At 58.4% G+C, this 14,526-nt stretch carries 11 protein-coding genes; 10 read left to right on the plus strand and 1 reads right to left on the minus strand.

Translation table 11 applies throughout. From position 1 onward, the window contains the following. Nucleotides 1–61 precede the first annotated feature (61 nt). The 9 genes from ACFSKT_RS02030 (at nucleotide 62) to pelA (ending at nucleotide 11,821) form a co-directional block, all read left to right on the plus strand. Nucleotides 62–1,228, plus strand: a complete 1,167-nt coding sequence (locus ACFSKT_RS02030) for an NAD(P)/FAD-dependent oxidoreductase (protein WP_377720628.1) — start codon at nucleotides 62–64, stop codon at nucleotides 1,226–1,228. After that, nucleotides 1,206–1,499 carry a hypothetical protein gene (locus ACFSKT_RS02035; RefSeq protein WP_377720137.1) on the plus strand — a complete coding sequence of 98 codons (294 nt, stop codon included), beginning with the start codon at nucleotides 1,206–1,208 and terminating at the stop codon, nucleotides 1,497–1,499. Before ACFSKT_RS02030 ends, ACFSKT_RS02035 begins: the two co-directional genes overlap by 23 nt. A gap of 131 nt (nucleotides 1,500–1,630) precedes the next feature. After that, nucleotides 1,631–2,596 carry an acetylxylan esterase gene (locus ACFSKT_RS02040; protein WP_377720138.1) on the plus strand — a complete coding sequence of 322 codons (966 nt, stop codon included), beginning with the start codon at nucleotides 1,631–1,633 and terminating at the stop codon, nucleotides 2,594–2,596. Between the two features lie 144 nt (nucleotides 2,597–2,740). Beyond that, nucleotides 2,741–2,968 carry a hypothetical protein gene (locus tag ACFSKT_RS02045; RefSeq protein ID WP_377720139.1) on the plus strand — a complete coding sequence of 76 codons (228 nt, stop codon included), beginning with the start codon at nucleotides 2,741–2,743 and terminating at the stop codon, nucleotides 2,966–2,968. Between the two features lie 204 nt (nucleotides 2,969–3,172). Then, nucleotides 3,173–5,980: a glycoside hydrolase family 2 TIM barrel-domain containing protein gene (locus ACFSKT_RS02050; protein ID WP_377720140.1), complete on the plus strand. Its 2,808-nt coding sequence runs from the start codon at nucleotides 3,173–3,175 to the stop codon at nucleotides 5,978–5,980. Nucleotides 5,981–6,213: 233 nt separating this feature from the next. After that, entirely contained in the window at nucleotides 6,214–6,831 is a 618-nt protein-coding gene (locus tag ACFSKT_RS02055) for a stalk domain-containing protein (RefSeq protein WP_377720141.1), read from the plus strand. Between the two features lie 208 nt (nucleotides 6,832–7,039). Continuing rightward, nucleotides 7,040–7,216: a hypothetical protein gene (locus tag ACFSKT_RS02060; protein ID WP_377720142.1), complete on the plus strand. Its 177-nt coding sequence runs from the start codon at nucleotides 7,040–7,042 to the stop codon at nucleotides 7,214–7,216. Between the two features lie 288 nt (nucleotides 7,217–7,504). Beyond that, nucleotides 7,505–8,383: a helix-turn-helix domain-containing protein gene (locus ACFSKT_RS02065; protein WP_377720143.1), complete on the plus strand. Its 879-nt coding sequence runs from the start codon at nucleotides 7,505–7,507 to the stop codon at nucleotides 8,381–8,383. 81 nt (nucleotides 8,384–8,464) lie between these two features. Then, nucleotides 8,465–11,821 carry a pectate lyase gene (pelA, locus tag ACFSKT_RS02070; RefSeq protein WP_377720144.1) on the plus strand — a complete coding sequence of 1,119 codons (3,357 nt, stop codon included), beginning with the start codon at nucleotides 8,465–8,467 and terminating at the stop codon, nucleotides 11,819–11,821. 195 nt (nucleotides 11,822–12,016) lie between these two features. Here the strand turns inward: pelA and ACFSKT_RS02075 are convergent, their stop codons facing one another. Further along, nucleotides 12,017–13,108, minus strand: a complete 1,092-nt coding sequence (locus ACFSKT_RS02075; protein WP_377720145.1) for a PRK06851 family protein — start codon at nucleotides 13,106–13,108, stop codon at nucleotides 12,017–12,019. Nucleotides 13,109–13,460: 352 nt separating this feature from the next. On the opposite strand from ACFSKT_RS02075, the gene ACFSKT_RS02080 reads away from it, so the two are divergent. Continuing rightward, complete coding sequence (locus tag ACFSKT_RS02080; protein ID WP_377720146.1) at nucleotides 13,461–14,489, plus strand: leucine-rich repeat domain-containing protein; 1,029 nt, start codon at nucleotides 13,461–13,463, stop codon at nucleotides 14,487–14,489. Nucleotides 14,490–14,526 lie beyond the last annotated feature (37 nt).

The following is a 14,526-nucleotide window of genomic DNA, read 5'->3' on the forward strand; positions in this document are numbered from 1 at the left end:
TTTCTATTTGCGCGCATTCTCGCTATAATGGAAGGAACGCGCAAGAGAAAGGACTGACAGCATCATGAACGTTATTGTCGTCGGAGCGGGAATCGCCGGCGCATCGACCGCCTACCGGTTAGCGAAGCTGGGCGCAGAGGTTCTCGTCATCGATCGGCGGGATGTCGGACAGGCGACGGACGCGGCGGCCGGCATTATATGTCCCTGGTTATCCCAGAGGCGCAATCAAGCGTGGTACCGGCTGGCGAAAGCCGGCGCGCGGTATTACCCCGTCTTAATCGGGGAGTTGGAACGCGAGGGCGAAACCGCAACCGGCTATGCGCAGGTCGGGGCGCTCAGCATACATGCCGATTCGGACAAGCTCGGCCAAATGGAAGAACGTGCCGCTTCGCGCAAGGCAGACGCGCCGGAGATCGGCACGATAACCCGACTGGACGAGCTTCAGACCCGCGAACGCTTCCCGCTGCTCGCGGAAACGTATGCTTCCGTTCATATTAGCGGAGCTGCCCGCGTGGACGGACGCGAGCTGCGCGATGCGCTGCTGCGCTCCGCGCAAAGGAACGGGGCGAAGTTCATCTATGGCGACGCGAAGCTGGAACATCAAGCGGGCCGCATAACCGGCGTTACGGTGGGAACGACTGTACATACGGCAGATAAGGTCATCGTGTGCGCGGGCGCATGGGCAGGCGAGCTGATGCGGCCGTTAGGCTTGGATTTTCAAGTCAGGCACCAGAAAGCGCAAATCATGCACCTGCAGGTTGCGGACGACGAGCGCAAGACGGGCAGTTGGCCGGTCGTCATGCCGCCAACCGATCAATACATGCTCGCCTTTGACCAGGGGCGGATCGTCATCGGAGCCACGCACGAGAATGACGCGGCGGGCTATGATACGCGCATCACGCCTGGCGGCATGCACGAGATTTTGAGCAAAGGATTGCCCCTTGCGCCAGCGCTATCGCAGAGCACCCTCCAAGAGATTCGAGTGGGCTTCCGGCCGTTCGCCGCGGATTTCCTGCCGGTCATTGGCAGCGTTCCGGGCTGGGAGGGACTTCTGGTCGTCAATGGGCTGGGCGCGTCCGGCTTGACGATGGGCCCTTATATCGGCAGCCAGCTGGCGAAGCTCGCGCTCGGGCATGAGACGGAGATCGATCTCGCGGATTACGACCCGAGCAAGGCGATCACAACGACGAACGAAGGGGCAACCGATGGAGAACCTGAACCGAATTAATATCTTCCGCTATTTTAAATATTTCGCGATCCCGATCTTGGTCGTCTTGGTTGGCGGCACGTTCTTCCTGCAGTCGAAGACGAACCAGACGAAGAAGGCCATCGACGCCCAATTCGCCGGCTGTACGGACGTCTCCATCGTAGGCGCGCCGGCGAATCCGTCGATCGTCAGCGCTTGCGGCAGCACGTACACGGTTGAGCTATCAGACCGTTGGAACCCGTTCAGGCAGGTGAGCGTGAAGGAAAGCGTCGAGCAAAGCATCGCCCCATAAGGAGACGAGCCGGGAAGAGCCGATCTTAAACCCTATGGCAGGAAAGCCAACCGTGCGTGTGGAAATTTACGGTAGCCGACATGGAGAGCCATGGTGCAGGCGCAGCAACGCATGTGGAGGAGGATCGCCGAATGGGGTATTTGGAAGCTGCCACGGAAACGTTATTCACGTATTTTCCGAAGCTGACGCGCAAGGACGATTTCGACGCGTTCTGGGAAGAGACGATACAAGCCGCACGGGCGGTGCCGCTTCGCCCCGTCGTGAGCGAAGTGTCATATCCGGTCAAGCACGCGCGCGTCTACGATCTGCAATATAATGGAATGGACGAAACGCCGATTCACGGCTGGTATATCGTGCCGACGTTCTTGAATAAGCCGCAATATCCGTGCTTGATCCATTATCATGGATTCTCGGGCAGCCGCGGAGAGCCCTCCGAACTGATGCATTGGGTCATGATGGGCTTCGCGGTCGTGTCCGTCGATTGCCGCGATCAAGGCGGCAAGACCGGCAGCCGCGCGGCGACGACGAGCGGCTTCTCCCTGAACGTGGCAAGCCGGGGCATCCACGACAAATCGGAATATTATTACCGGTACGTATACATGGACTGCATGAAGGCGATCGATTTCGCCTGCTCGCGGGACGAGGTGGACGCCTCGCGAATCGTCGTGGAGGGCGCGAGCCAAGGCGGCGCGCTGGCGATGGCGATGGCGGCGCTGGACGACCGGCCGCAGGTCGCGCTCGCGGACGTGCCGAGCAACAGCAATCTCGCGCGGCGCGTGGAAGGGCTGCACGGCGCGTTCGCCAGCGCCGCGGAATACATCAAGCGCCATCCCGAGCAGCTCGATCTCGTTCTCGACCAGCTCAGTTATTTCGATACGATGAATATGGCGGATCGAATCACCTGCCGCGTCCTCGCCTCCGTTGCGCTGAAGGACGAGATTTGTCCGCCGGAGATGTATTTTGCCACGTACAACCGCATTCCCGGCGAGAAGGAAATCCGCATCTACCCCTTTAACGGCCATGAGGGCGGCGGCGCGTTCCAGACCGAGGAGAAGCTACGCTTCCTCGAGAAGTGGTGCGGGGATTGGTTTGCGTAACGGGCTTCCTTCGCCGGTCGAAGCCGAACGTCATCGAGCGTGTCACCTAATGACATAACCGGTGACCGGGCGTCACTTCCGCGGCGCGGCGGCATGATGTACGATCGAACCAAGACATCATGCCGGATGAAGGGGGCGAATGGAATGAAAGCGAATGTTTGGCAGAAGGAAGGCGTTCGGCGCACGGCGCTGGCGTTGTTCGCGGCGGTTATGGCAGCCGTCGCCATCGTAGCGGCAGCCGGTCACAGCTACCAGGGCGATCAAGCTATCCCAGAGCATGGCGGTATCGGCACGCAGCAGTTGCGAGCGAATGACGAAGGCGTTCAAGAGGCGCGCCGGCTTATTGTGTATCAAACGACTAGCGCCGCATAAGCATAACGGAATAAGCAGCACCGCCATCAATCCGCCCCTCGTGGCGGATTGTTTGTTTTCGCCTGCAGTCGCATTTCCACTCCAGTCTTGCACTTCACCGATTGTGCATGGAGAAATCGACTAATTTACGCGGTATTATCACCATGTCCGGCTATGCTATAGTTGTCGCATTCAAGCCGATATTGGACAGAGGACGTGAAACCGATGATTGCTACGATTAACCTGGACGGCGTATGGGAGTTTCAATTGGACGGGGAGAAACAAGGCCGCCGGCTGCCGATGAACGATACCATCGCGTTGCCGGGCACGACTTCGTTGGCCAGAAAAGGAGAGCCGAACGAAGCCGCGCATGCCGACTGTCTGACCGACGAATATGCATTTGAAGGTTGGGCGTGGTATGCGCGAGAGTTCGAGGTCCCGGCCGAATTAGCGCATGCGAGCGCGATGCTTTACCTCGAGCGTACCCGCGTCACGACCGTATGGATCGACGGCCAAGAGCTTGGCTCGCAGAATAGCCTGTGCGCGCCGCATGTCTATTCATTGACGAACCGTCTGACGCCGGGCGCGCATACGATCACGATTCGGGTAGATAACACGGATTATCCCACCAAGGGCGGGCATATGACGTCACGCGATACGCAGACGAACTGGAACGGCATTACGGGCCGGATCGAGCTGCAATTTCTTGGTGAAGCGCATGTGGAAGACATCGCGACCTACCCGAACGTCGAGAGCAGGACGGTGACCGTCAAAGGCAGACTGATCGGCGCCAAGGAAGCGCAGCTGACCGTGTCGGCGGTAAGCTTCAATGCTGCGCGCGAGCATGCGCCGGAAGCCCGCGCATATGCGATTAAAGCCGGGGAATTCGAGCTTGCGTACCCGCTCGGGGAGGAGGCGCTGCTCTGGAGCGAGTGGGAGCCGAATCTGTATAAGCTGCGGCTTGAGGTGACGCAAGGGGATTCGACGGCGGATATTCACGAAGAGACGTTCGGTCTGCGCGAATTCAAGGCGGAAGGCGGCGCGTTCACGATCAACGGCGCGAAGACGTTCCTGCGCGGCAAGCATGACGGCCTTATCTTCCCGCTGACGGGGTTTGCCCCGACGTCGGTCGAGGAATGGCTGCGCGTGCTCGAGATCGCCAAATCCTACGGCATCAATCATTACCGGTTCCATACCTGCTGTCCGCCCGAAGCGGCCTTCGAAGCCGCGGATCGCCTTGGCATCTATATGGAACCGGAGCTGCCGTTCTGGGGCACGGTGACCGACGAGACGTACGACAACCACAATGAGGCGGAGCAGCGCTATTTGATCGAAGAAGGCTATCGCATGCTGAGGGCGTTCGGCAACCATCCGTCGTTCGTCATGATGTCGCTCGGCAACGAGCTGTGGGGAAGCAAGGAACGGATCGACGGCATCCTGAAGGATTACAAGGCGTTCGATAGCCGTCCACTGTATACGCAGGGCTCCAACAACTTCCAATGGGTCCCGGTCATCCTCGAGCACGAAGACTTCTTCTGCGGCGTGCGCTTCTCGAAGGAACGGCTGTTCCGGGGCTCGTACGCGATGTGCGATGCGCCGCAGGGCCATGTGCAGACGGGGCCGCAAGGCACGATGATCGATTATGATGATCAAATCATACCTCCGTCTCAGCCGGACAGCTCGGCTGCCGACGGGCATACGGGCGGCGGCGAGATTCAAATTCAATACGGCACCGAAGCGAAGACCGTGCAAGCGGATGCCGCCGAAGGCGTCATCGTCCCGCAGGTTCCGGTCATCTCGCACGAGATCGGACAGTATCAGACGTATCCGGATTTTAACGAGATCGCGAAGTATACGGGACCGCTCAAGGCGCGAAATTTCGAGCTGTTTCGGCAGCGGCTGGCGGACAAGGGACTGGACCATCTCGCCGAGCAATTCCATGCGCATTCCGGTCGCGTCGCGGTCGAAGCGTACAAGGAAGAGCTCGAGGCGGCGTTCCGCACGAAGCATCTGGCCGGCTTCCAGCTGCTAGACCTGCAGGATTTCAGCGGACAGGGGACGGCGCTCGTCGGCGTGCTGGACGCGTTCATGGATTCGAAAGGGCTCATCTCCCCGGAGGAGTGGCGGACGTTCTGCTCGGATGCCGTGCTGCTTGCGCGATTCGCCACGTACAATTACGCGGCGGGCGAGCGTTTCGAAGCCGCGCTGCAGCTCCGCTATATGAGGCCCGAGCCGCTGCAAGGATTTACGCTGAGCTGGGAGCTAACTGCGGACGGCGAGCGTCTCGCGGCGGGCGAAGCGGTCGCATCGGCGGGGGGAGCGGGCGACTTCGTCGAGATCGGCCGCATCGGGTTCGATATGCCGGATGTGCCGATGATGACGAGGACGACGCTGTCTATGCGCATCGAAGGAACGGATATCCGAAAGTCGTACGACCTATGGATCTATCCGAGCGGCGTCGCGGTCGACAAGAGCGGCGTGAAGGTGTTCGAGGATTTGACCGACGAAGCAGCCGCGCTGCTCGAGCAGGGCGGGCGCATCGTGGTGATCCCCGATCCGAATCGGCTGACGAACGCGATCGAAGGGACGTATTGCGTCGACTTCTGGTGTTACCCGATGTTCCGTTCGATCTCGGAGAGTATGAACAAGCCGGTCCCGGTCGGCACGATGGGCCTGCTGATCGATCATGAACATCCGGCGTTCGGGCATTTCGCGAGCGAACCGCATGCCACCGAGCCGTGGCGTCGCATCGTGTCGCATTCGCGGTCGATCATACTCGACGGCACAGACAAGGAGCTGCAGCCGATCGTGCAGACGATCGACAACTTCGAGCGCAACCATAAGCTCGGGATGATGTTCGAATGCAAAGTCGGGGCAGGCAGCCTGCTCGTCTGCGCGGTAGATGCCATGCTCGCGGGCGAGTCGACGGAAGGCCGTCAGTTCCTTCACAGCTTGTTCGAGTACGCAAAGTCGGAGGCATTCCGGCCTAGGGCAGAGCTGGAATTGGCTAAAGTAAGGGAATTGATTCGATAAACGAGCACGCTTGTCAGAATAGGCGACTGCAGCCGGGTAACGCCGGAAGCAGTCGCCTATTGTCGTGCAACTCGGTATATTCGAGGAGGACGCATTCGTCAAAATGCGACATGAGCGTGACGAATTTAACATTTTATGTCTGTGAAATTAGCTGAAAAGTCTCTTTTGACGAAGTGCCGTTTTCCATGAAAATGGTACATGTTGCTTAAGTACAAGTCACAGGAGGATGAACCATGAAGAAACGTTGGATGGCGGGTATGCTCGTCGCCGCAGGACTGCTCGTGCCTGCGACCGTGTGGGCGGCAGGCGCGCAGATCAAGGCTCAGCTGGCCCCGCAAATTATGATGCTGCTGGAGGGGAGGGCGATCGGAATGCCATCGGATGCCCCGATTACGTACAATGGCAAAACCTATGTGCCGCTCCGGCTCGTCAGCGAATCGCTCGGCTATGACGCCAAGTGGGACGGCAAGAATAATACGATTGCCATAACGGCGCCGGAAGAAGATTATCCGCTTATTAAGAACGATGCGGTCGAGATCTTGACGACGGAAGGCACGCATGAATTCATAACGTCGCTCAACAGCGAGTTCTTCCTTGGCGGCATTAATTTGGACTTCTCTTACACGCTGACCAAAGACGTCTCCCGCCCGCCGGTCATCGTGATGGAAACGCTCAATAAAAACCATACGGTGCTGGCGAGCGAGACCAAACTGCTGAGGACGAAAGCCGGCACGTACACCGACTTCGTCATCGGCGAGAAGAACCGCCTTCCTTATAGCGTCAAGATGGCGCGCGAAGACGTCATCAAGCAGATGGCCAAGGATTATTACTATCGCATTACGATCAAATAGCCGAGCGGTCCGAGACCGCGGCACCTGTTTTCCCGCTCGCCAAGTTCCCGTTCAGGGAACTTTTTTTGTTGGACAGCCGGCTATATGTCACACCTCGGCATGACGGCGATGACAAAAGTCATGACGCCGCGTAACTTCCGCGAGGCTGGCGGTTCCTCTATGATAAAACTAGAAAACTTGAAGAACTCGCATAAGGAGGAGGATCGCTATGTTGGCAAATTCGGTGAAAAATGACGCCATGCGTTGGGTCTGGCTGTTGCTGTTCGCGGCGCTCGCCGCTGTGCTGGTTGCATGGACGTTCGCGGCGCTTCAGCCGCCGGCTTTCGATGACGGCGTGGAAGTGGCGCGTAGAATCATCGTTTATCAAACCACAAGCGCGGCGTAATTCGGTCGGCTGCCGGATATCGCGGGTCAGCATGATGGTTCGCCCTTCGGATAGATCAGATTTTTCCTCGCAATACCGCCTCTCCTCGATCTTTCGGAAATCCGCTCATGCAGCGGATTTTTTTCTTTTCGCGGAATGCCTCAAGCGGCGCCTGCCAAAATAGCAATCCATGCCTATGAATACGACAAACGGTGCATATATCGAACGCGTCGAGTTGTGCTAGAGTAAGTGGTACGCAAGTGGAGAATTCAAAATGATTGCGCTTACACCAAGACGAGGAGGTAGCTTATGAAGCTGAAGCGGGATCTGGCGATACTGCTTCAACGGAACGATTTCTCGATGGCGTGCAAGACGGATCTCAAGCATCCGAAGCACTTCCATTCCCATCCGGGCTATGAATTGGTGTGGCTGCAGGACGGCGCGGCCCAATACATCTTCGAGGACAAAATCTATCCCATGGCCAAGGACTCGCTGCTCGTATTCAAAAGCTCGTCGCTGCACAAAGTCCACGTGCCCGAGGGACGAAAGTATGCACGGGTTGTCATTCAATTTACGCGCAACTTCTTCGGCTTCGAGCACGAAGCGCTGGAGGAATTCCAGCGCATTCTGGAGCGCATGAGCGCGCCGCATACGCTGCTACAGCTGCAAGCGGAAGCAGCGGGCGCGCTGCGGGGAATCGTCGAACGGCTGATGGCGGAGAACGCCGGCGACGATACATGGGGGAAGAAGGGCGCCATTCAGATTCATTTGCTCGAGCTGCTGCTATTCCTCTGCCGGTCGATGCGGCGGGAGACGGGAGTTGGCGATCGGCTCGACCGCGGTACGGACAAGGCGGTGCTGACGGAGAACATCCTCCTGGAGCTGAATGCCGCCTGGAACACGAATTGGAGCCTGGATGCGCTGGCGAGCAGGCTTCATATGAACAAGTTCTACTTGTGCCACTTTTTCAAGAAGGAGCTGGGCGTGACGATTCAGCAGTACATCCTGCAGAAGCGGTTCCACGAAGCGCAGAAGCTGCTGATCAACACGGACCTGCCGATTCGGGAAGTCGCCAGCCGGGTCGGATTTGTAAGCGATTCGAATTTCATACGAGGGTTCAAAAAGCATCTCAACACGACGCCGAAGCTCTTTCGCGAATCGGCCGAAGCGCAGCACTACAAGCTGTGAACGCGGCGGGACGAATGGCAAGCCGCGCAGCATCGACGTCAGGCAGCATGCGACTTATCTCAATTATGGAAGGGAACCGTTATGAAACGAATAAAGCTTGCAGGCAAAAGCGCGTTTGTGGCCGTATTCGCTGTCGCTAGCGTGGGGGCTGCATTTACGGGCGCGCCGGAATCGTCGCTGGCGGCGGATGAATACACGAAGGTGAGCGTGCTGCTCGAAGCCGAGAAGGCGAATACGCTTCAAGGCGTCATTATCGATACGAAGCATGCCGGATACACCGGGACGGGCTTCACCGATTTCAATCCGAACGTGCCGGGCGGTTATTTGGAGTGGAAGGTCGACATGCCGGCGGCGGGCTCGTACACGCTTGAATTCCGTTATGCTCACGGCGGCACTGACAAACGTCCGGCCCAAATTTCGGTCAACGGCGCGATCGCCGATGCCGAGCTGGCCTTCGACCCGACGGGCGGCTTCGATAAGTGGCTGACGACCAAGACGCAGGCGACGCTCAAGGCGGGAGAAAATATCATCCGCGCGACGGCCGTCGGAGCAAGCGGCGGCGGGAATATCGACAGCCTGCGCATCCATAACGAGCCGGCTGGCGAGGCGGAGCAAGTGGAGCTGCAAGAAGCGGACGTGACCGAGCTGGTCAGCGGACTTCAATTGAAGCAGCTGAAGCAGCTCGGCGTGATTGCGGACGGTGCTCCCCAAGATAGCGAACCGCTGTCGCGTCTAGCGTTCATGTCGCTTGTCAACGATACATTCGGCTTCGTGAAGGAAGAGCGCTTCAAAGGGCTAAGCACGGAGACGAGCGTCTGGGAGGTCTCGCTGGAAGAATGGTATGCCTACGTGCTGGAGGCCGCCAAGCAGGCAGGTTATATGCAAGGTCTGCCGGATAACACGATCGCGCCGGATAAGCCGATCAGCCGGCAGGAGGCTGCCGTCGTCCTAGCCGGTCTGCTCGACCTGGCGCCTAACGAGTCGGCCGCCGAGCGTTTCGGTTCCCTGCCGAAGTGGAGCAAGGGCGCGATCGGCGCGATGGCGTCCCAAGGCTATATGTCCGCTGCCGGCGGCGGCTTCGGACCGGCGAAGGCGCTGACGTTCGGCGAGGCTAGGACGCTGATGGCCCGTATTGCGGCGGATCACGATGTGGAGGCCGAGCACGCCGGCATCGCGGCGGTTCAAGCGATCAGCGGCAATCAGCTGGTCGTGACGCTGAACAGCCGGTTCAGCGACTTTGACTACTCGGATATCGCGATCAGCGTGCCGACGGGAAGCTGGGCTTCGCTCACGCCGAACTTCGCCAAGCTGCGCATAACCAAAGCCGCTCAAGGCGTGAACCGCTTCGGCCAAACGGTGCTTGTCCTCCAAAGCGCGGATGCGTGGGATGTCAATGCGACGTACCAGTCGCCGCAGGCGGACAAGAAATTTACAGGCGATCTTGCGCAGGCGGTGAAGCAGGCGGACAACATGCTTACTTGGCAAATGGAGCATGGCGGCTTCTCCAAAGCGATCGACTATAGCAAGCCATGGGACGGCAAGGCCAAGCGTTCGGAGTGGCTGGGACCGAGCGGCGAAGAGCTGGGGATGATCGACAACGACGCGACCGTGAAGGAGCTTCGCTTCCTGGCGGAGGTGTACAAGGCGACCGGCGACGCGAAGTACAAAGCGGCGATCGAGAAAGGCATCGCGTTCCTGTTCTTGCTGCAGACCGATTCGGGCGGCTTCACGCAGGTGTATCCGAAGCGCGGCATTCCGGGCGAACTCGAGCAATATTCCGACTACGTCACCTTCAACGATAACGCGATGATCAATGTGCTGGAGCTGATGGACGAAGCGGCGAACCGCAGCTACCCGTTCACGGGCGACCTGATTAGCGATGAGCTGGCGGCGAAGCTGAGGCAGTCCATGAATAAAGGCGTCGATTACATCCTCAAGGCGCAGATCAAGGTAGACGGCAAGCTGCTCGCTTGGTGCGCGCAGCACGACCCGGTTACCTTCGAGCCGAAAGGAGCGCGCAGCTACGAGCATCCTTCCTTGTCCGGCTCGGAATCGGTCAGCATCGTGCGCTTCCTCATGAGTCGGCCGGTTCAGACGCCGGCGATCAAGGAGGCGATACGAGGCGCGCTGACGTGGTTCGACGAGGTGAAGCTGGAAGGCATTCGCTACGTGAGCGGCGATCCGAACGGGGTCTATTTCGTCCCGGACCCGAAGGCGACGACGTGGTATCGCTTCTATGAGATCGGGACGAATAAGCCGATCTTCTCCGGCCGCGACGGCGTCATCAAATCGACGATCCAAGAGATCGAGAAGGAGCGCAGGGACGGATATTCGTGGGGCGGGAGCTATGCCAAGCAGCTCCTTGCGACCGCAGCTTCGACGGGCTACTTCACGGGCGGCATCTATGCCGAGATAAAGGGACAGAGCAGCAAAGACGCGAATAACCGGACGCTGCGGCAGGGCGCTCTTCACCGGGCGACGAGCATCGCGGCGCAGATGGCCCGCATGCAGAGCGAGTTGGTCGTCTCGGCGGACGGCAGCGGGGATTACAAGACCGTCCAGGCGGCGATCGACGCCGTGCCGGCCGGGAATATCCAGCCGGTCACGATCCGGCTGAAGAACGGCATCTATAAGGAAGTCGTCAAGATTCCGAGAGAGAAGCCGTTCATCGCGCTGGAAGGCGAAGACGCCGAGAAGACGGTCATCACGTTCGACAATTACGCCGGACGGAATAATGGCGCCGGCGGCACGTTCGGCACGAGCGGCAGCGCGACCGCGTTCATCCAGGCGAATGACGTCAAGGTCCGCAATATCACGTTCGAGAACAGCACCGACGAGAGCAAGGTGACGGAAGCGAACAAGCAAGCCGTCGCCATGAACGTCAGCGGCGACCGGATCTCGTTCACGAACGTGCGCTTCCTCGGCAACCAGGATACGCTGCTGACGAACGGGGGCACGCAGTATTTTAACAAGTGCTACATCGAAGGCGACGTCGACTTTATCTTCGGCGGCTCCCGCGCCGTCTTCGACGAATGCGTCATTCACTCGCTGGATCGCGGCTCGGATTCCAACAACGGGTATATTACCGCCGCGAGCACGCTTATCGACGAGCCGTACGGTTACCTCATCCTGAACAGCAAGCTGACGAGCGACGCGGCGCCCGGCACGGTCCATCTCGGCCGACCGTGGCATCCGAGCGGCAATCCGAACGCGATCGCGAGCGTCGTCTACATGAATACGGAGATGGGCGCGCATATCAAAGCGCAGCCGTGGACCGACATGTCCGGCTTCTCGTGGAAGGATGCCCGGTTCGCCGAATACAAGAACACGGGTCCCGGCGCGCTCGTGAACGAATTCCGCAAGCAGCTGACCGACGCGGAAGCGGCCAAGTGGACGATTGCGAACGTGCTGAAGGGGTGGAATCCGAAGGCGGGCTAAGCGGCGCGCGCGACAAGGTTTATTCGCGGTTGGCCAACCACAATCAATCTCTAATTTACACAATAAAGGCGCCACGGGGATTTTAACCCCTGCGGCGCCTTTCGTCGTTCTTCTCGGTTGACGGCGGCAACCTTCAGCAGATTGGCGGTACCGTCTTATTGGAGGTCGGGTTTGCGCTTTCGGCGCGTGCGGAGCTTACGGATCGAGCAAGCTATCGAATTCGTCCTGAAGGCGCGCTCCGATGGCCTCGATGACCGAGAAGTCCGTGGCTGCCGAATAGAAGCTTTTTATTTGCGCGTCGAGCTGCTCGGCTGCTGCCAAAAAAACGGTCGCTTCCTTCATTTTCGACGCATAGCGTTCTTTGATCTCGGCAAGTTCCAGGGCATATTGCTCGTCGGTCCCGGGCGTCATGGCAAGCGCATACATGTCGAGGACCTCATCTCCGTCACGGTCCGGGAAATATTCGTGGGGCGCCGTGCTGTCGAAGATGGCCGTGCTCAGCTCGGGAAAAATCAACATATCGAGGCTATTCGGATCGAGACCGCAATGGAAGACCCGCACGTCGACGCCTTTCTGCTCCGCGGCGGACGCAAGCTTCTTCAGCAGGGTGGATTTGCCGGAGCCGGGTCTGCCTTTGATGAAGATCCGCCGCCGGAGCGATGCGGTTAAGCCAGGGATAAAATCGACTGCGCCTTTCGGCGTCGCCGCCCCGAAGAACAACCGGCGACGTACGGTCGGCGCGTCGTGTTCATGCCCCGCGAACAGCCCCTCGATCAGTTGCCCCGCGATCTCGTTCGCTTTCTCGAAATCCATGCTGTCGATATAATACCGCTCCCATTCGTCGTGAATCCGCAGCGCGGCAGCGTAGCCTTCGTAAGCGTTCGCATACGCATCGGCAAGCTTCTCCTCAAGGCCTTGGATCGTCCCCAGATGCTTGGCTAAACGGCCTTGGTCGACTGCGTCCGCGACGCCGACCGGGATGATGACTTGCGCGGTCTGGTCCGTGATCCCCTCGCTGGCGCGGCCATCGATAATCCCGATCTTCACATCCGTCGCGATCAGACCGTCCAGTTCGCCTGGACGAAGCGGGGAATGGAAATAATCCAGCTGCTTCCCTTGTTCCGTCAAGCGGTCGGCCAGCCTTCGAATGATCGTCGATTTTCCCGTACCGGGAGGTCCCGTCAAGACATAGAGCCGATTCAGTCCTTGAAAGGCGGAATCATGCAAGAAATGGGCGCCGCGAGCGGTATTGCCGCGGGCAAAGTAGTTGGCAGATTGGTCGGTCAACCTGAACACTCCTTTGCGCTTCCAGAGGGTCGATGCAGCCGGCGCGGGCGATGCGAGACCATCCGAATAAGCGTTCGTGGGATAGTAGCCTACGTTCACTATATGTCATGACGTGTCAGGTGTGAATGTGTTCGCTTGCCAATTCGCTCGTTCATTGACTGGGAGTATGCGAAGAAGATCAGGGATACAAGCACGAATAATCAGCGAAATTTTTATATCAAAGAGAGAAGATTTTGGATTGACGCTTCTAAAGCTTGGGAGCAAAATGGACAATGAACGAGGAAAGATTTAGTTTGTGCACCCGAGATGCGCCTTTGGCGGCGCTATATGAGCAAGGAGTGATTGGCCCCTAATGTACGAGCATATATCACGTGATCGCGTTCAAATCGGGCGCGCATTGACCGAGGATGAAATCGATGAGTTGGTTCAAAATCCGGAGCTGGTCTATGTGCAGTTCTCGGAACAGCCGGAAGCGCGTATTTTGGACGCGTTGAACGAGCGATTGTTCGCCCGTCGCCCGGATGTCTGGCTTCGCGTATTCGGCTCTTATGCCGAAGCGGCCGATTTGGGCTTTCTGGAACGAATGCAGGCCGTCACGCAGTTATCGCTGGACTGTCTGCAGGAAGTAGCCAATCTGGATGCGGTCGCCAAGTTAAGCAATCTGAAAGCGCTTAAGCTCGATATTTATCAACTGAGTAGTTTGGATGTGCTGTACGCGATCCCCGAATCGCTCGATTGGCTGCACATCGGCAAGACGAAATCGAAAAAGCCGGACCTCTATGCCATCCAACGTTTCGGCCGACTACGGACCCTGGAGATTTATGGACAGAGCAGGAATATCGAAGCGATCCGGTACTTGAAACAACTGGAGACCCTCGCGCTCGGTTCAACTACGCTGGACGAAGTGAGTTATTTGGCTCTTCTGCCCAAGCTCCGGTCGCTGGAACTCTCCAACCTGGCACTACGGGACATGAGCGGTCTTGCGGCCTTGACGGGACTCGAGCAGCTTAAACTTTGGAACGTGAAATTGCCCAGTGATCTCGCGTTTATCTCCGGCTTGAAAAGCCTGAAGGGGTTGACGCTGGAAGCCATGTCGACCGTGGAAGAGCTGCCCGCGCTCTCGGCATTGCCTGACTTGCGAAGCGTTCGGCTTGAGAACATCAAGACGCTTCGACGGTTGAATGAATTGGAAGCCGCCCCTGCGCTGGAGCAATTTATGCATGTTTCCGTCGGAAAAATGAATCCGGAGGATTACTTGCCCGTCCTGCGCAATCCGAGCGTGCAACGCGTCAACGTCGGTTTTCAATCGCAGAAGAAATACGAATCGTTCGAGAAATTGGCGCTTATGCACGGGAAGACGCCGCGGAGCTGGTTCAAGTAAGTTTCAAGATGGAAGCTGATTCATGAATCGAGCCTTC

The organism is Paenibacillus xanthanilyticus, from assembly GCF_042682185.1.
Taxonomy (GTDB): domain Bacteria; phylum Bacillota; class Bacilli; order Paenibacillales; family Paenibacillaceae; genus Paenibacillus_Z; species Paenibacillus_Z xanthanilyticus.